This is a genomic window from Cupriavidus ulmosensis (genome assembly GCF_977008105.1).
Window position 1 is genome coordinate 2484347 of sequence record NZ_CDRMWP010000001.1, and the last position, 17516, is coordinate 2501862.

The 17516-nt window shown below is 69.6% G+C and carries 19 protein-coding genes; 2 read left to right on the plus strand and 17 right to left on the minus strand.

Features of this window, described 5'->3' with window-relative positions; translation table 11 throughout:
• Positions 1–222: 222 nt before the first annotated feature.
• Both ACWTPI_RS11310 and ACWTPI_RS11315 read left to right on the plus strand, forming a co-directional pair.
• Complete coding sequence (locus ACWTPI_RS11310) at positions 223–1170, plus strand: LysR substrate-binding domain-containing protein (RefSeq protein ID WP_454731705.1); 948 nt, start codon at positions 223–225, stop codon at positions 1168–1170.
• A gap of 108 nt (positions 1171–1278) precedes the next feature.
• A complete protein-coding gene (locus ACWTPI_RS11315) occupies positions 1279–1713 on the plus strand; it encodes a universal stress protein (RefSeq protein ID WP_020202708.1) in 435 nt (144 codons plus the stop codon).
• A 129-nt stretch (positions 1714–1842) separates the two neighbouring features.
• Here ACWTPI_RS11315 and loiP read toward each other — a convergent pair whose 3' ends face one another.
• The 17 genes from loiP to ssuC form a co-directional block, all read right to left on the minus strand.
• The gene (gene loiP / locus ACWTPI_RS11320) at positions 1843–2595 is read right to left on the minus strand and encodes a metalloprotease LoiP (protein WP_081651378.1); all 753 of its coding nucleotides are present in this window, start codon (positions 2593–2595) and stop codon (positions 1843–1845) included.
• Positions 2596–3039: 444 nt separating this feature from the next.
• Positions 3040–4332, minus strand: coding sequence for an isocitrate lyase (gene aceA, locus ACWTPI_RS11325; protein WP_020202706.1), 1293 nt, complete (start codon positions 4330–4332; stop codon positions 3040–3042).
• A 384-nt stretch (positions 4333–4716) separates the two neighbouring features.
• Complete coding sequence (locus ACWTPI_RS11330; RefSeq protein ID WP_454731706.1) at positions 4717–5688, minus strand: alpha/beta fold hydrolase; 972 nt, start codon at positions 5686–5688, stop codon at positions 4717–4719.
• 99 nt (positions 5689–5787) lie between these two features.
• Entirely contained in the window at positions 5788–6210 is a 423-nt protein-coding gene (locus ACWTPI_RS11335) for a gamma-glutamylcyclotransferase family protein (protein WP_454731707.1), read from the minus strand.
• A 2-nt stretch (positions 6211–6212) separates the two neighbouring features.
• Entirely contained in the window at positions 6213–6710 is a 498-nt protein-coding gene (gene rraA, locus ACWTPI_RS11340; RefSeq protein ID WP_059412877.1) for a ribonuclease E activity regulator RraA, read from the minus strand.
• Positions 6711–6802: 92 nt separating this feature from the next.
• Positions 6803–7639, minus strand: coding sequence for a LytR/AlgR family response regulator transcription factor (locus tag ACWTPI_RS11345; protein WP_059412878.1), 837 nt, complete (start codon positions 7637–7639; stop codon positions 6803–6805).
• 54 nt (positions 7640–7693) lie between these two features.
• On the minus strand, positions 7694–8893 hold the full coding sequence (locus ACWTPI_RS11350; protein WP_059412879.1) for a sensor histidine kinase: 1200 nt from the start codon (positions 8891–8893) through the stop codon (positions 7694–7696).
• 234 nt (positions 8894–9127) lie between these two features.
• The gene (locus ACWTPI_RS11355) at positions 9128–9334 is read right to left on the minus strand and encodes a LiaI-LiaF-like domain-containing protein (RefSeq protein ID WP_454731708.1); all 207 of its coding nucleotides are present in this window, start codon (positions 9332–9334) and stop codon (positions 9128–9130) included.
• 251 nt (positions 9335–9585) lie between these two features.
• On the minus strand, positions 9586–10533 hold the full coding sequence (locus tag ACWTPI_RS11360) for a CysB family HTH-type transcriptional regulator (protein WP_020202699.1): 948 nt from the start codon (positions 10531–10533) through the stop codon (positions 9586–9588).
• The gene (locus tag ACWTPI_RS11365) at positions 10530–11654 is read right to left on the minus strand and encodes a sulfate/molybdate ABC transporter ATP-binding protein (RefSeq protein WP_020202698.1); all 1125 of its coding nucleotides are present in this window, start codon (positions 11652–11654) and stop codon (positions 10530–10532) included. The genes ACWTPI_RS11360 and ACWTPI_RS11365 overlap by 4 nt, the downstream gene beginning before the upstream one ends.
• Positions 11651–12589 carry a sulfate ABC transporter permease subunit CysW gene (gene cysW, locus ACWTPI_RS11370; RefSeq protein WP_059412881.1) on the minus strand — a complete coding sequence of 313 codons (939 nt, stop codon included), beginning with the start codon at positions 12587–12589 and terminating at the stop codon, positions 11651–11653. The genes ACWTPI_RS11365 and cysW overlap by 4 nt, the downstream gene beginning before the upstream one ends.
• A 1-nt stretch (position 12590) precedes the next feature.
• The gene (gene cysT / locus ACWTPI_RS11375; protein ID WP_454731709.1) at positions 12591–13535 is read right to left on the minus strand and encodes a sulfate ABC transporter permease subunit CysT; all 945 of its coding nucleotides are present in this window, start codon (positions 13533–13535) and stop codon (positions 12591–12593) included.
• Between the two features lie 228 nt (positions 13536–13763).
• Positions 13764–14441 carry an RBBP9/YdeN family alpha/beta hydrolase gene (locus tag ACWTPI_RS11380; protein WP_059412882.1) on the minus strand — a complete coding sequence of 226 codons (678 nt, stop codon included), beginning with the start codon at positions 14439–14441 and terminating at the stop codon, positions 13764–13766.
• Positions 14438–15346 carry an EAL domain-containing protein gene (locus ACWTPI_RS11385; protein ID WP_059412883.1) on the minus strand — a complete coding sequence of 303 codons (909 nt, stop codon included), beginning with the start codon at positions 15344–15346 and terminating at the stop codon, positions 14438–14440. Before ACWTPI_RS11385 ends, ACWTPI_RS11380 begins: the two co-directional genes overlap by 4 nt.
• Positions 15347–15384: 38 nt before the next feature.
• A complete protein-coding gene (locus tag ACWTPI_RS11390; RefSeq protein ID WP_006161487.1) occupies positions 15385–15600 on the minus strand; it encodes a TOBE domain-containing protein in 216 nt (71 codons plus the stop codon).
• A 217-nt stretch (positions 15601–15817) separates the two neighbouring features.
• On the minus strand, positions 15818–16675 hold the full coding sequence (locus ACWTPI_RS11395) for an ATP-binding cassette domain-containing protein (protein WP_059412884.1): 858 nt from the start codon (positions 16673–16675) through the stop codon (positions 15818–15820).
• A gap of 23 nt (positions 16676–16698) precedes the next feature.
• Positions 16699–17508 (minus strand): aliphatic sulfonate ABC transporter permease SsuC, encoded by an 810-nt coding sequence (gene ssuC, locus ACWTPI_RS11400; protein WP_020202692.1) that lies wholly within the window; start codon positions 17506–17508, stop codon positions 16699–16701.
• Positions 17509–17516: the final 8 nt, after the last annotated feature.

Genomic DNA, 17516 nt, shown 5'->3' on the forward strand with positions numbered 1-17516 from the left:
CAGGCCGGCGCGCATCGCTCATCCGTGCCGCGCGGCCTGTACACCAGTGAATGCATGCATTGTAGGTAGGCGCCGCACCGCGGCATAGCCGTTGCGGGTCACTTGATCTTTTACTTTTACACTACTAATCTTCGCTGACGCCAATAAGAATAGGCACCAAATCCACTCCATTGCCCGGCACGCGGCCCGCCGGGCGGCATGAGGCACACACCGGCGAGATTCGTGGATCATTTCAAGCAACTGGAGACCTTCGTCTCGGTCGCCGCGCGCGGCAGCCTGTCCGCCGCCGCCGCCGCCGAGGGCGTGGCGCCCGCCATCATCGGGCGCCGCATCGACGCGCTGGAAGAGCGCCTGGGCGTGAAGCTGCTGCTGCGCACCACGCGCAAGATCAGCCTGACCTTCGAAGGCTCGGCCTTCCTGGAAGACTGCCAGCGCATCCTCAACGACCTGCACAACGCCGAGGCCAGCGTCTCGGCCGGCGGCGTCAAGGCCAGCGGCCACCTGCGCGTGACCGCGCCGGCGGGCTTCGGCCGCAGGCACGTGGCACCGCTGGTGCCGCTGTTCATCGAGTCGCACCCGGACGTGACGCTCACGCTGGACCTGTCGGACCGCGTGGTCGACCTCGTCAACGAGGGCTTCGACTGCGCCATCCGGCTCGGCGACCTGCCCGACTCCAGCCTGGTGTCCATCCGCCTGGCCGAGAACCGCCGCGTGGTGGTGGCCGCCCCCGCCTACCTGGCGCGCGCCGGCGTGCCGGCCGCGCCCGAGGACCTGGCGCGGCACAACTGCCTGGCCTTCGGCGCGAGCGCCAACGTGCAGCGCGGCTGGGCCTTCCAGCAAGGCGGCAAGCCGCTCATGGTCAAGGTGGGCGGCTCGATGGAATGCACCGACGGCGCGGTGCTGCATGCCTGGTGCCTGCAGGGGCACGGGCTGGCGTGGCGCTCCTGGTGGGAGGTCGGGCAGGAGATCGCCAGCGGCCACCTGGTCACGGTGCTGGACGAATTCCAGGCGCCGCCGATCGGCATCCACGCGGTCTTCCCGCAGCGCAAGCACCTGCCGCTGCGCGTGCGGCTGTTCATCGACCACCTGAAGAACACCTACGGCAACCCGGCCTACTGGCGCCGGGCCGGCGAGGCCCACGCCGCGGAGGAATTTGATATAGGCCAATGACCCATGCGCCACCTCTGCCTACAATGCATCAAGGGCAGGCGCCGTTGGACCTGCTCCTGATGCGGCGCACCGCCCCCTTACTGCCTCGTTGCCCCAAAGGAGTCCAGCATGTTCAAGCACATCCTGCTACCCACCGACGGTTCTGAACTGTCCAAGAAAGCCATCGACGGCGCGCTGGAACTGGCCAAGACGATCAAGGCGCGCGTCACCGCCTATGTGTGCCTGGAGGAATACCCTTACACACCTTTCAGCGAGATCGTGGTGGAAGCCCCGCAGGCCTTCAAGGACCGCGTCGAAAGCCAGGCGCGGCTGTACCTGAAGGAAGTGGAAAGCGCCGCCGCGGCCGACGGCATCGCCTTCGACTGCGACATGACGACCTTCGCGGTGCCCTACCTCGGCATCATCGACGCGGCCGAGCGCCACGGCTGCGACGTGATCTTCATGGCCTCGCACGGCCGGCGCGGCCTGTCCGGCCTGCTGCTGGGCAGCGAGACGCAGAAGGTGCTCACGCATACCGACATTCCCGTGATCGTGTACCGCTGATCCGCCTTCCTCCGGCGCCGGGTTGTAGCCTGCAGCGGCGGAAACAAGGAAAAAAGGCTGGCCGCCCGGTAACGGGCGGCCAGCCTTTCTTGCATGCGCGGAAGACGCCGGCGCGAGGCCGGCGCCGGGTCAGCTGCCCTGCTTGATGCGGTCCTCGATGTGCTTGGCGCGGTCCGCCGAGCCCGGGTGCGACGAGAACATGCTGGACTTGCCGCCGTCGAGCTTGGCCAGCTTCTGGAAGGCCGTGACCAGGCCGCGGGTGTTGGCCTTGTTCTTGGTCAGCACGTCGAACGAGTAGTCGTCGGCGGCGCTTTCCTGCGTCTGCGAGAACTGCGCGTTGATCAGTTGCTCGCCCAGCTCGCCCAGCTGCGAGGACGACAGCGTGGCCACCGCGCCGCTGCCGCTGGCCGCCAGCGCGCCGCGCGCGGCCATTGCGGCGTAGGCCACCTGCATCTTGTTCTTGGTGTGGCCCAGCGCCACGTGGCCCAGTTCGTGGCCCACCACGCCGCGCACTTCGTCGTCGGTCATCATGTCCATCAGGCCGCTGTACACGCGCACGCAGCCGTTGGCCATCGCCCAGGCGTTGACGTCCTTGGTCAGGTAGACCTTGGCATTGACGTTGGAGATGTCGGTCGACTGCAGGCCGGCCATGATCTTGGCCAGGCGCTTGCCATAGGCGCTGTTGGCCGCGGCGATCTTGTTGGTCTTGTCGGACTCGGCGCAGGCCTGGTCGGACATCGACTTGACGTCCGCATCGCCGAGCGAGGCCGCCTTGAACATCGAGGTGCCCGCGCCCACCATGCCGTCGACATTGGTGCCGGCACAGCCGACCACGAGAGCGGAAAGGCCGGCGACGGCCACGAGGGAAAGTGTGTGCTTCATGGAGTTGTCTTGTTGGATGCGCACCGGCCGGAAACTGCGCCGGCAACACGGATGGATGACGCGAATGAACGACCCGGAGGCATGGCCCGAAGGCTTGCCCCCAAGGGACGGCGCCGGTGGCTCGCCGGCGCTTCCCTGCGTGCTCTTCCGGACACGCAGCGGCATCATATCGCCGAAATCATCGCAAGTGAATTGGAAACGTCTGAATCGACAACGACACAATTTTTAATATTTTTCGGATATTTCGTATCGACCCACGCGATCTTTCCTAGCCCCTGATCCACATCCTCGCGCCGGAAAACAAAAAGCCGCGCCGTCCCTCCGAGAGAGACACGGCGCGGCGCCTAATTGAAGGACGCGATGGTCGCACGTCCTTCAAGGTGAGCAGGTATCGTTCTGGTTATCCTGCCATGCTGCAACTCCGGGGCCGGGGCCCCGGGAAACTCAGGCCACCTTCTTGTCGAAGAACTGCTCGTCCTCGGTCGAGCCCTTGAGCGCGGTGGTCGACGACTGGCCGCCTTCGATGGTCTGGGTCACGGCGTCGAAGTAGCCGGTGCCGACTTCGCGCTGGTGCTTGACGGCGGTGAAGCCCTTCTCGGCCGCGGCGAACTCGTTTTCCTGCAGTTCGACGAAGGCGCTCATCTGGTTGCGGGCATAGCCGTAGGCCAGGTTGAACATCGAGTAGTTCAGCGAGTGGAAGCCGGCCAGCGTGATGAACTGGAACTTGTAGCCCATCGCGCCGAGTTCCTTCTGGAACTTGGAGATGGTGGCGTCGTCGAGGTTCTTCTTCCAGTTGAACGACGGCGAGCAGTTGTAGGCCAGCAGCTTGCCCGGGAACTTGGCGTGCACGGCTTCGGCAAACTTCCTGGCGAATTCCAAGTCCGGCTTGCCGGTTTCGCACCACACCAGGTCGGCCACTTCGGCATAGGCCAGCGCGCGCGAGATCGACTGCTCCAGGCCGTTGCGCACGCGGTAGAAACCTTCCACGGTGCGCTCGCCGGTGCAGAACGGCTTGTCGTTGTCGTCGACGTCCGAGGTCAGCAGATCGGCCGCTTCGGCGTCGGTGCGGGCGATCACCAGGGTCGGCACGCCGGAGACGTCGGCGGCCAGGCGCGCGGCGGTCAGCTTGGCGACGGCTTCGCGCGTCGGCACCAGCACCTTGCCGCCCATGTGGCCGCACTTCTTGACCGAGGCGAGCTGGTCTTCGAAGTGCACGCCGGCCGCGCCCGCTTCGATCATCGACTTCATCAGCTCGAAGGCGTTCAGCACGCCGCCGAAGCCGGCTTCCGCATCAGCCACGATCGGCGCGAAGTAGTCGGTGTCGCCCTTGCCTTCGCTCCACTGGATCTGGTCGGCGCGCTGGAAGGTGTTGTTGATGCGCTTGACCACCTGCGGCACCGAGTTGGCCGGGTACAGCGACTGGTCGGGGTACATTTCGCCGGCCAGGTTGGCGTCGCCGGCGACCTGCCAGCCCGACAGGTAGATGGCCTTGAGGCCGGCCTTGACCTGCTGCATGGCCTGGTTGCCGGTCAGCGCGCCCAGCGTGTTGACGAACGGCTCGGTGTTCAGCAGGTGCCACAGCTTCTCGGCGCCGCGGCGGGCCAGGGTGTGCTCGACCTGCACGGAGCCGCGCAGGCGCACCACGTCGGCGGCGCTGTAGTTGCGCTTCACGCCCTTCCAGCGCGGGTTGGTTTCCCATTCCTTCTGCAGCTTCTGGATTTCTTGTTCGCGGGACATTGCACTCTCCTAGTGATTGAGACGGGTATGGCGTAAGAAAACTTGCGACAGGCCTGCCGGGCACCGATGCCCGGCAGCCGACCGGGACGCCGCGGGGGTGCTTGCGGAGGCCGTTTCCTGCTGCCTCGCCACCCCCGTTTTTCGCGTCTCAGGTCATGTGTCTTATATAAGAGTGTAGGGAAACGTCCCGCGTCGCAACAGGTCGGAATGCAGTCCTTGCTAAGTTTTTTTATTCAATAAAATCAGTATCTTGCAAATGTAATTTCACGATACGGCACGACATCTCCCATCATGAGAAACGACCGTTGTGCTACGCAGCCACATTTTTTGTGGCTCAAAACGGCATTCCGCATTGTGAAAAATAGAAGATGGCATGCGGGGCGATCACGCCGCCGCCGCACCGGCGCCCTGCCCGTCCGGCATGCGCGCGCGCTGCAGCGCCTGCGCCTCGGGAGCGCCGTCGACATGCCGGGCCAGCTCCAGGATCATGGCGGCCATGCCGGCCGGGTCGGCCAGCGGCAGCCAGTGCCGCGCCGCCACCTCGCGGCGCCACCACCGTCCCACCCAGCGCGACAGGTCCGCCGACAGCGCCGGGCTGACGTAGCGGTCGCGCAGCGGCACGATCACCTGCACCGGCGCGTGCGCATGGCGCTCGCCCGGCGCGAGCAGCCGGCACAGCATGTTGGCGCGATACAGCGCCAGGCCGTGGCAGCCATCGGCCACCTGCGTGGGGCTGGGCTGCGCCGCCACGCCCTCCGACAGCTTCAGGTAGCGCGGCCACGCGCGGCCCATCCACAGCCGCCAGCTCAGCTCCGGCAGCCACGGCAGGTGGAATACATAGATGTACCAGGACGAGAGCGCCTGCCGCAGCGAGCGCGCCAGCGCCGCGCGCGAGAGCCGGCGGTTGCCGCGCATCCAGTGGCCGGCATGGTCGAGGCAGGGGCCGGAGCATGAGGTGAACGAGGCGATGCGCCCGCGCAGGCGCGGCTCGGTGGCGAACTCCCAGCACTGGATCGAGCCCCAGTCGTGCCCGACCAGGTGCACCGGCGCGCCGGGCGACACCGCATCGATCACCGCGCCGAAGTCCTCCGCCAGCCGCTCCAGCCGGTAGGCGGCCACGCCCGCGGGCGCCGACGACGCGCCCGCGCCGCGCACGTCGTAGGCAACCACGTGATAGTCATCGGCCAGCAGCGGCGCCACGCCGTGCCAGACCGCGCTGTTGTCGGGATAGCCGTGCACCAGCACGATGGTGCGGCGCGACGGGTCGCCCCAGGTCTGGACGGCGAGGCGGACATCGCCGGACCGGACGGATAGCCGGGCGGGCGCGGCCTCGGAGGGAAGCGGGGAAGAAGGCATGCGCGGACCATGACATCGGGTGATGGAATGGTTGCCGATGCTACGCCAGCCGCGCGGGCGCGGCGAGCACCGGCCATGCCGTTTGAAACGGCGGCGCGCTCAGGGCTGGCGCAGGCCGGCCTCGCGCGCGCGGCGGTACGCCACCCAGTCTCCCGACGCGATGCGCGGCAGCCCGGCCACGGCGGACTCGGCCACCGGATACAGCAGGCAGACGACCGGGCCGCCGGCGGCGGACACCGCGCGCTCCTCGCGCACGAACAGCGAGGCCTGGCCCGGGTAGACCTCCTCGATCTCGTCGAGCACCGGCACCAGCGCGGCGTCCACTTCATAGAGGTCGCCGGCCACGCCGGGCGCGGCGGCGTCCGGCACCAGCCCGGGATAGCTGCCGAAGTCGTAGAGCCGGCCCGGCACGGTGGCGCCGCCCAGCAGGCGCGGCGCCGCGATGCCGTGCCGGCGCGCGGCGGCGTTGAGGTCGTTGACCTCGCCGGCGCGCAGCGTGCCGTAGACAAAGACCACCGGCATGCTCAGCCCTCCAGCTTGCCGTCCGCCACCAGCACGCCGTCGGCGTCGGCATAGATCCAGTTGCCGGGGCGCACCACCGCGCCGGGCATCTGCACCGTCACCTCGCGCTCGCCGATGTTGCGCTTCTGGCTTTTCTGCGGATGCAGCGCCAGCGCGCGCACGCCGATGTCGCATGCGTCCAGCTCCGCGCTGTCGCGCACGCAGCCGTTGACGACGATGCCGGCCCAGCCGTTCTTCTCGGCCAGCACGCCGAGCTTGCCGCCCACCAGCGCGCAGCGCAGCGAGCCGCCGCCGTCGACCACCAGCACGCGGCCGTTGCCGGGCGACTCCACCGCCTCGCGCACCAGCGAGTTGTCCTCGAACACCTTGAGCGTGGCGGCCGGGCCGGCGAAGACCGCGCGCTTGCCGAAATGGCGGAACCCCGGCGTCAGCACGCGCAGCGTGCCGTCGGCCAGGCGGTCTTCGTTGTCATCGCACAGATCGGTGGTTGCAAAGTTCATGGGCGGCTCCTGATTCGTGAGAGTGGAAAAAGCATCGGGTATCGGGCCGCATCATAGAGGAAAACCGCCCGCGGCAGGCATGCCCCCGGGCACTACATCTGCTTGAACAGGTAGGCGTACTGGCGCGCCACCGCCAGGGTCTCGGAGCGGTTGCGCAGTTTCAGCGCGAGCCGCCCGAGCGACTGGTTCACGGCGCTGGCCACGCAGTCGATGTTGACCACGGTGCCGCGATGGATCTGCCAGAAGCGCTCGGGATCGAGCTGCTGCGAGAGTTCGCGCAGGCTGGTGCGGATCAGCGCCTCGCCGCCGGTGGAGACCACGTTGACGTACTTGTCGGTGGCTTCGAGGTAGATCACCTCGTCGACCGGGATGATGCGGATCTCCTGCCCCACCAGCGCCTTGATGAAACGCAGGTAGCCGTGCTGCGCCGGCCCCGCAGCCGGCGGCTGCGCGCCGCCGCCGGGCTCCAGCGTCTCCAGCCGCGCCAGCAGCTGCGCCAGGCGCGCGGCGTCCAGCGCCGCCCCGCCCGCGCCGGCTTCCTCGCTGGCCTGGGCATGCTCGGCCAGCCGCCCCTTGAGACGCTGCACGGTGGCTTCGAGCCTATCCGGCTGCACCGGCTTGAGCACGTAGTCGACGGCCTCGCGCTCGAAGGCCTCGAGCGCGAACTGGTCGTAGGCGGTGACGAACACCACCAGCGGCGGCCGATCGAACGCCATCAGCTCGCGCGCCACATCCATGCCGCTCATGCCCGGCATGCGGATGTCGAGAAAGGCCACCTGCGGCCCGTGCTGGCGCGCCGCCTCCAGCGCGGACACGCCATCGTGCACCACGGAGACGATGCGCGCCTCGGGCCAGAGGCCGCTCAGTTCGGCATGCAGCGCGCGCGCGAGCAGCGGCTCGTCGTCGGCGATCAACAAGGTCGGGGACATGGCAACGGTAATGGACTGTCGGAAAACGGGACGGCGCCGGCGGTGCCCGGCGCGTCAGGAATGCGAGGCCGGGGCGGCCCCCCGCACGGCGGCACGCGCCACCGGGGCCAGCCCGGCGCCGATGCCGCCGGCCGGCGCCTGCGACTGTGCCGGCGTGGGCACGGCGGCGGCCGGCGCGCGCATCACCGGCAGCGTCAGGCGCACGATCACGCCGCGCGGCGCGTTCTCCTCCATCTGCATGCCGGCCGCCGCGCCGAAGATGCGCGCCAGGCGCTCGCGCACGTGGGTCAGCCCCAGGCCCGAGCCCTTGGTCACGGCGTGGCCGAAGCCCACGCCGGTGTCGGCGATCACCACCTGCACCGCGCCGGCGCCGAGCGCGCGCGCGGACAGCGCGATGCTGCCGCCATGCATGCACGGCTCGATGCCGTGGCTGACCGCGTTTTCCACCAGCGGCTGGATCAGCATCGGCGGGATCTCCACTTCCGCCAGCTCCGGCGGCAGGTCGATGCTGTAGTTCAGGCGCGTGCCGAAGCGCAGGCCCTGGATGTCGAGATAGCTGCGCAGCAGCTCGAACTCCTGGCGCAGCGTGCACTGCTCGGCGCGCGTGTGCGCCAGCGACATCCGCAGGAAGCCGATCAGCCGCTGCAGCAGGCGCCGCGCGGCCTTCTGGTCGGTGGCGATCAGGCAATCCAGGTTGGCCAGCGAGTTGAACAGGAAATGCGGCTCGATCTGCGCCTGCAGCGCCATCAGCTGCGCGCGCACCAGCTGCTTCTCGGCCTCCTCGCGCTGCAGCGCGTCCAGCGCGGCCTGCCGCTCCAGGTGCGCCAGCTTCTCGCGCGACCAGTAGAAATAGATCATGCTGGCCGCCGCCAGCATGCCCACCACCAGGCACATGCGCAGCATGTCGCTGGCTTCCTGGAAGGACTTGGCCGGCTCGCCCAGCACGATGCGCGTGGCCCAGCTGCCCAGCAGCACCCCGAGCGGCACGGCGACCGCGGCCAGGCAGATGAACGGCCAGCGCGTGGGGCGCTCGTTCCACCAGATCAACACGCGGGCGACGTCGATCAGCAGCCAGATCGACAGGCCGATCAGGTGGCTGTAGACGAAGTTGTGCAACAGCGAGCCGCCGGTGCGGAAGCCATAGTTCAGGCTCACGGCGATCACGGTGTTCATGCACAGCACGAACACGAGGTCGCGCCCGAGGATGGAAACGCGCGAAGGCATGGCGGCCGGACAGCGGCCCAGCGATTTCATGAGGACGGAAGCTCCATACGAGGCTCGGGTGCCGGCCAGGCCGGCGAAATCAGCAGGATCGGTGACATCGGTAAGAACAGAAGCCGCGCCGGCCTGCGCGGGTGCCGCGGGCGGGCCGGCGAAAACCTATTGTAAGGGAGGCTCATCGCCATGCGCCGCCGACGGCCGGCCTCCGTGCATGCCCACCCACCCCGGCACGCAGGCACGCGCTGCGCAGCCATGCAGGGCGGGCGCTCACGGCCGCGGCTCCCGCCGCGCGGCGCGGCGCGGCACCAGCCGGCGCGCCAGCAGCCCGGCGCCGAGCGCGACCAGGATCAGCGGCCAGCCGTCGCGAACGGCGCGCACGGGCAGCATGCCGGCGTTGTGCGCCAGGAACAGCGCGCCCAGCGCGATCAGGATGATGGGGAGCAGCAGCCCCCTGCCGCCACGGCCTCGTGTCATGTTGCGCTCGCCTCGTTCGTCTTTCCGCGGTCGTGTCGCCGCATGGTGCTGCGCCAGAGTGATCCGCCACGTACTGCACGAACTGTACGCCTGCCGCGTGCATGGCGGAAGTGGCGTGCGACGAATGGAGGATCGGGAGCGCGAAGCGCGAGGATGCGGCGCGAGCGGCACCGCCGGATACGGCGCCGCCGCCAGTGACGGCGGCGGCGCAACAGCCCGGAGAACGTGCGCGCCGTGGCCGGCGCCGGCGCTCAGGCCTCGACCGCGGGGCCGCCGGCCGGCTCGGACAGCGCGTTGCTGACCGTGTCGCGCGACAGGTGCGGCGCGAACATGTTGATGAAGGCGTGCGCGTAGCCGCGCAGGTAGGCGCCGCGGCGCACGGCCACGCTGGTGGTGTTGGGCTCGAACAGGTGGTCGGCCGAGATTCGCACCAGGCCGGCATCCTTGCGCTCGTCGTAGGCCATCGAGGCGATGATGCCCACGCCCAGGTCCAGCTCGGCGTAGGTCTTGATCACGTCGGCGTCCATCGCGGTCAGCACGATCTCCGGCTGCAGGCCGGCGGCGGCGAACGCGCCGTCGATCTTGCGGCGGCCGGTGAAGCCGGCGTCGTAGGTGATGATCGGGAAGCCGGCGATGTCTTCCAGCGTCGGCTCGGGCACATGCGTGAGCGGATGCCCGGGCGACACCACCAGCACGTGCTGCCAGCTATAGGCCTCGAACGAGGTCAGGCCGGCCTCGCTGGCCACCGCCTCGGTGGCGATGCCGATGTCCGCCTGCCCGGTCAGCAGCAGCTCCACGATATGCGCCGGCGAGGCTTCCTGCAGCGCCAGCGTCACGTGCGGATAGGCGCGGCGGAAACTCTGCACCACCTTGGGCAGCGCGTAGCGCGCCTGGGTGTGGGTGGTCGCCACGGTCAGCCGGCCGGTGTGGCGCCCGGCGAACTCGTCGCCGGCCTGGCGCAGGTTCTCGGCCTCGAGCAGCAGCCGCTCCACGATCCGCACGATCTCGCGGCCGGGCTCGGTCAGGCCGGTCAGGCGCTTGCCGTAGCGCTCGAAGATTTCCACCCCGAGCTCTTCCTCGAGCTCGCGGATCTGGCGCGACACGCCGGGCTGCGAGGTATAGAGCGCGTTGGCGACCTCGGTCAGGTTGAACTGGCGGCGTACCGCCTCGCGGATCGAACGCAGTTGCTGGAAGTTCATTGTGCGGCTCCTGCGGGCGCGGGCTTGGCCGGCGCGCGGGTTGACGATTCGGATTGGACAAAGACGCGCAGCTGGCGCGGCCGCACCGCGAGCAGCTCGCCTTCGCGGAAGCCCTGGTGGCGGAAGCGCTCGAGCGGCAGGGCCACCTCGATCACTTCCTGGTTGTCCTCGCGCTCGAGCTCGAGCTGGGCCACCGGGCCGAGCGTGAGCGCGCGGCGCAGGGTCACGGCGATGCCCTCGGCGCCCGGCGCGTAGCGCTCCAGGTCGAGGTCGTGCGGGCGCACGTAGGCGACCGCGTCGCCGGCGGTCTCGTGGCCGCTGCCGACCACCGGCAGGATCGCCTCGCCGGTGTGCAGCAGGCCGCCGCGCTCGCCCACTTCCAGGCGGCCGTGGAACAGGTTGACGTTGCCGAGGAAGCCGAACACGAACGGCGTGGCCGGGTGGTTGTAGACCGCCTCCGGCGTGCCGGCCTGCTCCACGTGGCCGCGGTTCATCAGCACCACCTGGTCGGCCACCTCGAGCGCCTCTTCCTGGTCGTGGGTGACGAACACGCTGGTCACGTGCAGTTCGTCGTGCAGGCGGCGCAGCCAGCGGCGCAGTTCCTTGCGCACCTTGGCGTCGAGCGCGCCGAACGGCTCGTCGAGCAGCAGCACGCGCGGCTCCACCGCCAGCGCGCGGGCCAGCGCGATGCGCTGGCGCTGGCCGCCGGACAGCTGCGGCGGATAGCGGTCGGCCAGCCAGTCGAGCTGCACCAGCTCCAGCAGCGAGCGCACCTTCTCGCGGATCTGCGCCTCGGCCGGGCGCTCGCCGCGCGGCTTCACGCGCAGGCCGAAGGCCACGTTCTCGAACACCGTCATGTGCTTGAACAGCGCGTAGTGCTGGAACACGAAGCCCACCTGGCGCTGGCGCACGTGCTGGTTGGAGGCATCGCGGCCTTCCAGCAGGACCTGGCCCGCGTCGGCGCGCTCCAGCCCGGCGATGATGCGCAGCAGGGTGGTCTTGCCGCAGCCCGAGGGCCCCAGCAGCGCCGTCAGCTGGCCTTCGTCGAAATCGAGCGAGACGTCGTCGAGCGCGACGAAATTGCCGAAGCGCTTCTGCACATTCCTGACCTGGATGCTCATGATGCCTGTCCTTGCAAATTGCCCGCGCCCGGGTTCTCCGGCGCGATATTCTCGTCTTCGGCGTGCTCGCGGCGCGCCCGGTATTCCACCAGCGTCTTGATGCCGAGCGTGACCAGGGCCAGCAGCGTCAGCAGCGAGGCCACCGCGAAGGCCGCCGCGAAGTTGTATTCGTTGTAGAGGATCTCCACGTGCAGCGGCATGGTGTTGGTCAGCCCGCGGATGTGGCCCGACACCACCGACACCGCGCCGAACTCGCCCATCGCCCGCGCATTGCACAGGATCACGCCGTACAGCAGGCCCCAGCGGATGTTGGGCAGCGTGATGCGGCGGAAGGTCTGCCAGCCGGACGCGCCCAGCACGATGGCGGCCTCTTCCTCCTCGCTGCCCTGCGCCTGCATCAGCGGGATCAGCTCGCGCGCGACGAACGGGAAGGTCACGAAGATGGTGGCCAGCACGATGCCCGGCACCGCGAACATGATCTTGATGTCGTGCGCTTCCAGCCACGGCCCGAGCCAGCCCTGCGCGCCGAACAGCAGCACGTAGACCAGCCCCGAGATCACCGGCGAGACCGAGAACGGCAGGTCGATCAGCGTGGTCAGCAGGTTCTTGCCGCGGAACTCGAACTTGGCGATGGCCCACGCCGCCGACACGCCGAACACCACGTTGAGCGGCACCGCGATGGCGGCCACCAGCAGCGTGAGCTGGATCGCGGCCACCGCGTCGGGCTCGACCAGCGAATCGAAATAGGTCTGCACGCCCTTGCGCAGCGCCTCGTAGAACACCGAGGCCAGCGGGATGAACAGGAACAGCGCGAGGAACAGGACCGCGACCGTGATCAGCGTGTAGCGCACCCACGGCGCTTCCGCGGTGGCGTCCGCGAAATGCGCGGCGGGCTGGGCGCGGCCGCCCAGGCCCTTGGTGACGATGCCGGCCATCTCAGTTCTCCTGTTCCTGCGCCGCGGCGGCGCGCCCGGCCGTGTGGTGGCGGCGCGTCCATGCCTGCAGCACGTTGATGAGCAGCAGCAGCGCGAACGAGATCACCAGCATCACCACCGCCACCGCGGTGGCGCCCGCGTAGTCGTATTGCTCCAGCTTCGAATAGATCATCAGCGGCGCGATCTCGGAGACCATCGGCATGTTGCCGGAGATGAACACCACCGAGCCGTACTCGCCGGTGGCGCGCGCGAACGACAGCGCGAAGCCGGTCAGCAGCGCCGGCAGGATGGTCGGCAGGATCACCCGCGCGAAGGTCTGCAGGCGCGTGGCGCCGAGGCTGGCGGCGGCCTCTTCCAGCTCCTGCTCCGCGTCCTCCAGCACCGGCTGCACCGTGCGCACCACGAACGGCAGCCCGATGAAGGTCAGCGCCACCACCACGCCCAGCGGGGTGAACGCCACCTTGATGCCGAGCGGCTCCAGGTAGCGGCCGATCCAGCCGTTGCCGGCATACAGCGCGGTCAGCGCGATACCGGCCACCGCGGTCGGTAGCGCGAACGGCAGGTCCACCAGCGCGTCGATCAGGCGCTTGCCCGGAAAGCGGTAGCGCACCAGCACCCACGCCACCACGAGGCCGAACACGGTATTGACGATGGCGGCGATCAGCGAGGCGCCGAAGCTCAGCTCCAGCGAGGCCACCACGCGCGGTGCCGTCACCGCGCCCCAGAACGCTTCCCAGCTCATGGTGAAGGTCTTGAGGAAGGTGGCCGACAGCGGGATCAGGACGATCAGCGTCAGGTAGAACAGCGTGAAGCCCAGCGACAGGCCGAAGCCGGGCAGCACCGTGAAATGCCGCCGGCTGGTCTTGCCGGGCAGGCGTCCGTACGCCTGCGGGGCATCCGGCCGGGCCGGGGGCGGGTTGTCCGCCAGGGAAATCGAGGGAGGCATATCGTCTCGTGAGCGCCGTCTGTATCCGCCCGCGCCCTGCCCGTCACGCGCGCACCGGCTGCGCGCGCCGGGCAGGCGCACTGGGCGGCCGGGCTTGCAAGGGGGCGGAACGGGAAACCGCTGGCGGCTTCTTTATGACGCCGGCGCATAACGCACCGGCCTACGAGACAAATTCTGCAGATACGTCCTTATAAACAGAACGAATATTTGCGTATTTTCTTAGACGTTTTAGATATAAGGGATGGTCGAGGACACTTCCACCTCGGCATCCCACGGCCCGGCACGGTCTCCAGCCAGGCCGGCGCTGCCTTGCGCCTCGATGCGCTGGATCAGGGTATCGAGCAGGGCCAGCCCCGCCGGCCACTGGCCCAGGCCGGAATCGGCATTGATGTGACCCAGCGTGCCCGCGTCGTGCAGTTCGCTGCCCCACAGCGTGCCCCAGCTGAACGCGGTGCGCTGCTGCATCCAGGGATCGTTGCGGCTGGCCACGAGGATGGTCGGGAACGGCAGCCGGTGCGCCGGCAGCAGGCCGGCCACGCCGAACTTGTCCGGATCGGCCGGCGCCACCAGCAAGGCGCCGGCGATGCCCTCGGCGTCGAGCGCGGCCTGGCGCAGCGTGGCCAGGCAGCCGAAGCTGTGCGCCACCAGGATGGCCCCGCGCGACGCCACGCGCTGGGCGCGCATGATGCTCTCCGAGACGCGCTCGGCCCACAGCGGCAGGCTCGGGCGCGACCAGTCGTGCTGCTCCACGCGCTGCCAGTCGGGAAAGCGCTGCTCCCAGCGGCTCTGCCAGTGGCCCGGGCCGCTGCCGTGCAGGCCGGGCACGGTGAGGATCTGCAGGCCCTTCGGCACTTTCAGCCGCACCTCGGCCGCCGGCGCGGCGGCCATCCCCTTGCTTTGCGTCATATCGGCTCCTTGCTGTACTCCAGCGGCGCGCCGCCCGGCCCGGAGCGCGCCTGCCCGCCGGCATCGCCGGCGCCGGGCGCCTCCGTGTCCGGCCGCGTCTCGCGCAGCCGGCGTGCGCTTACCGCCTCTCCGGTAAACACGCCCTGCCCTAGCACGATGCCCGCCGCCTGCAGCCGCTCGGCATGCTCGGCGTTCTGCAGCCGGCGCCCGATCAGGGTCACGCCGGCGCTGTCGGCGCTGGCCTGCAGCCCGGCGAGCTGGCGGTCGGTCCAGTTGCGGCGCATGTCGAGCTTGAGCCAATTGGGCAACGCGTGCGCCATCAGCGCGCCGGCCTCGGCCGGGTCGGACGCCTGCAGGCTCACGGCGAAGCCGTTGCGCCGGTAGTTGCCGACCACGTGGAGCAGCAGCGGCAGGTCGTCGTTGGCGCTGGCCGGCACCTGGATCACGAAGCGGTCGAGCGGCAGGCCGAGCGACTGCAGCGCGCGCCGGAACGCCGCGCCGTGGTCGTCCGCGACCGCGGCCAGCAGCCGGTTGTGCACGTTGAGCACCAGCTTGCGGTCGCCGTCCGCGGCGAAATAGTTGATCGCGTGCACCAGCCGCGAGAGCCGGTCGAGCGACACCAGCGAGGCGTCGTCGGCCGCCATCGCGAACAGCTTCCACGCCGCCAGCCCCACGCCGTCGCCGGCATAGGTGCGCAGCGTGCCTTCGTGCGCCACCACGTCGCGGCTCGACAGGGTGATGAGCGGCTCGAAGGCGCTGGTCAGCGAACAATTGTAGAACTGGCCCTGCACCTGGCCGTGCTCGTCCCGCCATAGCTGGCGGTCGCTGCCGGGTTGCCGCGGCAGTCCGTCCAGGTAATGCGTGAGGGCTGCCAGCCCCACGCCTGCTTCATCCGCGCTTGCCATGACGAATTCCTTTTGCGCCTGCTGCCCGAGGCGGGGCCTCAGAGCTTGGCCAGCGAAACCTCGGTGGCCTTGACCAGGGCAACCACTTCGCTGCCGATGGTGAGGCCGAGATCCTTGACCGAGCGGGTGGTGATGACCGAGGTGACGATGCCGGCCGGCGTCTCGACGTCGACTTCCGAGACCACCGGGCCTTCGATGATGGCGGCGACCTTGCCGCGGAACTGGTTGCGAACGTTGATGGCTTGAATGCTCATGATAGAAGCTCCGTTGTACGAGTGAAAATGAAGAATGCGTAAAAGATGGCGCTGAGTGGCGCCCGCGGCGCGCCCGGCACGGACGCGGGATGTGCGCCGTGCCACCTGTGCCGCCTGCCGCTTCTGCCGCTTCTGCCGCTTCTGCCGTTCCTGCTGCCGCTGCTGCCGCTGTTGTCCCTGCTGTCTCTGTTGTCCCTGCCCTGCCTCCCGCCGGGCGCTAGATCGCCCAGCGCACCGAATCCACGGTCCGCCCGGCCAGCCAGTCGGCCTGGCCGTCCTCACGCGGCGCCGGCTCCTCGCCGGCGCGCTGCATGACCCGGCGCAGCACCGCGTCCTCGAGCTGCGCGAAAGCCGCCGAGCCGCGCTGGCGCGGCCGCGGCAGCGCCACGCGCTGGTCCAGCGCGATGCGCCCGTCCTCGATCAGCACCACGCGGTCGGCCAGCGCCACCGCTTCCGAGACATCGTGCGTGACCAGCAGCGCGGTGAAGCCCAGGCGCTGCCACAGTCCTTCGATCAGGCCCTGCATCTCGATGCGCGTGAGCGCGTCGAGCGCGCCCAGCGGCTCGTCGAGCAGCAGCAGGCGCGGATGGTGGACCAGCGCGCGCGCCAGCGCCACGCGCTGGCGCTGGCCGCCCGACAGGCGCGCCGGCCATTCGTCGGCGCGCTCGGCCAGGCCGACCTGCGCCAGCACGCGGGCCGCGTCGGCGCGGCGCGCACGCGGCAAACCCAGCGCCACGTTGTCCAGCACCTTCTTCCAGGGCAGCAGGCGCGCGTCCTGGAACATCACCCGCACTGCCTCGCGCTGCGCGCGGCCCGGCGCGTCGTCGAGCGCCACGGTGCCGCCGTCGCTGTCTTCCAGGCCCGCCACCAGCCGCAGCAAGGTGCTCTTGCCGCAGCCGCTGCGGCCCACGATGGCGAGGAACTCGCCGGGCGCGGCCTGCAGGTCGATGCCGTGCAGCACCTCGCGCCCGCCGTACTGCTTGACCACCTGCTGCACGCGCAGCGCCAGGCCGGGGACGACCTCGCTGGCGGGAACCTCGGCCAGTGCCGCGTGTTCGATCGGATTGCTCTGCATGTCGTGTTCTCCTTGGCGCGCGCTCAATGCGCCTGGTAGCCGGGATGCCAGCGCAGCCAGAACCGCTCCAGCCCGCGCGACAGCAGGTCGGCCAGCTTGCCCAGCAGCGCGTAGAGCAGGATGCCCACCAGCACCACGTCGGTCTGCAGGAACTCGCGCGCGTTCATGGTCATGTAGCCGATGCCCGATTGCGCCGAGATGGTTTCCGCCACGATCAGGATCACCCACATCAGGCCGAGCGAGAAACGCACGCCCACCAGGATGCTGGGCAAGGCGCCCGGCAGGATCACCTCGCGGTACAGCCGCCAGCCGGACAGGCCGTAGCTGCGCGCCATCTCGATCAGGCCCGGGTCCACCGCGCGGATGCCGTGGTAGGTGTTGAGGTAGATCGGGAAAAACACGCCCAGCGAGACCAGGAACAGCTTGGCGGTCTCGTCGATGCCGAACCACAGGATCACCAGCGGGATCAGCGCCAGCGTGGGAATGTTGCGGATCATCTGCAGCGTGCTGTCGAGCAGCGTCGCGGCCGGGCGGAAGGTGCCGGTCAGCAGCCCCAGCACGAGCCCGAAGCCGCCGCCGATGGCGAAGCCGGCCGCCGCGCGCCAGCTGCTGACCCATACGTGGCGCCACAGTTCGCCGGTCACGGCCAGGCCCCACGCGGCTTTCACCACGTCGAGCGGCGCCGGCAGGATGCGGCTGGACAGCCAGCCGGCCTGCGCGGCCAGCTGCCAGCCCAGCACCAGCAGCACCGGGACCGCCCACGGCGCGGCGGCGGCCGCGGCCTGATGCAGCCACGCGATGCGGCGCGGCGGGAGTGTCGAGGGGGCGCTCATGGCGTGTC

What these genes read in the sequence shown, in the direction of transcription:
- ACWTPI_RS11360 (WP_020202699.1), bottom strand. Translation starts at nt 10,533, where the DNA reads ATGAACTTCCAGCAACTGCGTTCGATCCGCGAGGCGGTACGCCGCCAG.
- ssuC (WP_020202692.1), bottom strand. Translation starts at nt 17,508, where the DNA reads ATGAGCGCCCCCTCGACACTCCCGCCGCGCCGCATCGCGTGGCTGCAT.
- ACWTPI_RS11350 (WP_059412879.1), bottom strand. Translation starts at nt 8,893, where the DNA reads ATGAAATCGCTGGGCCGCTGTCCGGCCGCCATGCCTTCGCGCGTTTCC.
- ACWTPI_RS11380 (WP_059412882.1), bottom strand. Translation starts at nt 14,441, where the DNA reads ATGACGCAAAGCAAGGGGATGGCCGCCGCGCCGGCGGCCGAGGTGCGG.
- loiP (WP_081651378.1), bottom strand. Translation starts at nt 2,595, where the DNA reads ATGAAGCACACACTTTCCCTCGTGGCCGTCGCCGGCCTTTCCGCTCTC.
- rraA (WP_059412877.1), bottom strand. Translation starts at nt 6,710, where the DNA reads ATGAACTTTGCAACCACCGATCTGTGCGATGACAACGAAGACCGCCTG.
- ACWTPI_RS11330 (WP_454731706.1), bottom strand. Translation starts at nt 5,688, where the DNA reads ATGCCTTCTTCCCCGCTTCCCTCCGAGGCCGCGCCCGCCCGGCTATCC.
- ACWTPI_RS11395 (WP_059412884.1), bottom strand. Translation starts at nt 16,675, where the DNA reads ATGCAGAGCAATCCGATCGAACACGCGGCACTGGCCGAGGTTCCCGCC.
- ACWTPI_RS11385 (WP_059412883.1), bottom strand. Translation starts at nt 15,346, where the DNA reads ATGGCAAGCGCGGATGAAGCAGGCGTGGGGCTGGCAGCCCTCACGCAT.
- aceA (WP_020202706.1), bottom strand. Translation starts at nt 4,332, where the DNA reads ATGTCCCGCGAACAAGAAATCCAGAAGCTGCAGAAGGAATGGGAAACC.
- ACWTPI_RS11315 (WP_020202708.1), top strand. Translation starts at nt 1,279, where the DNA reads ATGTTCAAGCACATCCTGCTACCCACCGACGGTTCTGAACTGTCCAAG.
- ACWTPI_RS11390 (WP_006161487.1), bottom strand. Translation starts at nt 15,600, where the DNA reads ATGAGCATTCAAGCCATCAACGTTCGCAACCAGTTCCGCGGCAAGGTC.
- ACWTPI_RS11335 (WP_454731707.1), bottom strand. Translation starts at nt 6,210, where the DNA reads ATGCCGGTGGTCTTTGTCTACGGCACGCTGCGCGCCGGCGAGGTCAAC.
- ACWTPI_RS11355 (WP_454731708.1), bottom strand. Translation starts at nt 9,334, where the DNA reads ATGACACGAGGCCGTGGCGGCAGGGGGCTGCTGCTCCCCATCATCCTG.
- ACWTPI_RS11365 (WP_020202698.1), bottom strand. Translation starts at nt 11,654, where the DNA reads ATGAGCATCCAGGTCAGGAATGTGCAGAAGCGCTTCGGCAATTTCGTC.
- cysW (WP_059412881.1), bottom strand. Translation starts at nt 12,589, where the DNA reads ATGGCCGGCATCGTCACCAAGGGCCTGGGCGGCCGCGCCCAGCCCGCC.
- cysT (WP_454731709.1), bottom strand. Translation starts at nt 13,535, where the DNA reads ATGCCTCCCTCGATTTCCCTGGCGGACAACCCGCCCCCGGCCCGGCCG.
- ACWTPI_RS11345 (WP_059412878.1), bottom strand. Translation starts at nt 7,639, where the DNA reads ATGTCCCCGACCTTGTTGATCGCCGACGACGAGCCGCTGCTCGCGCGC.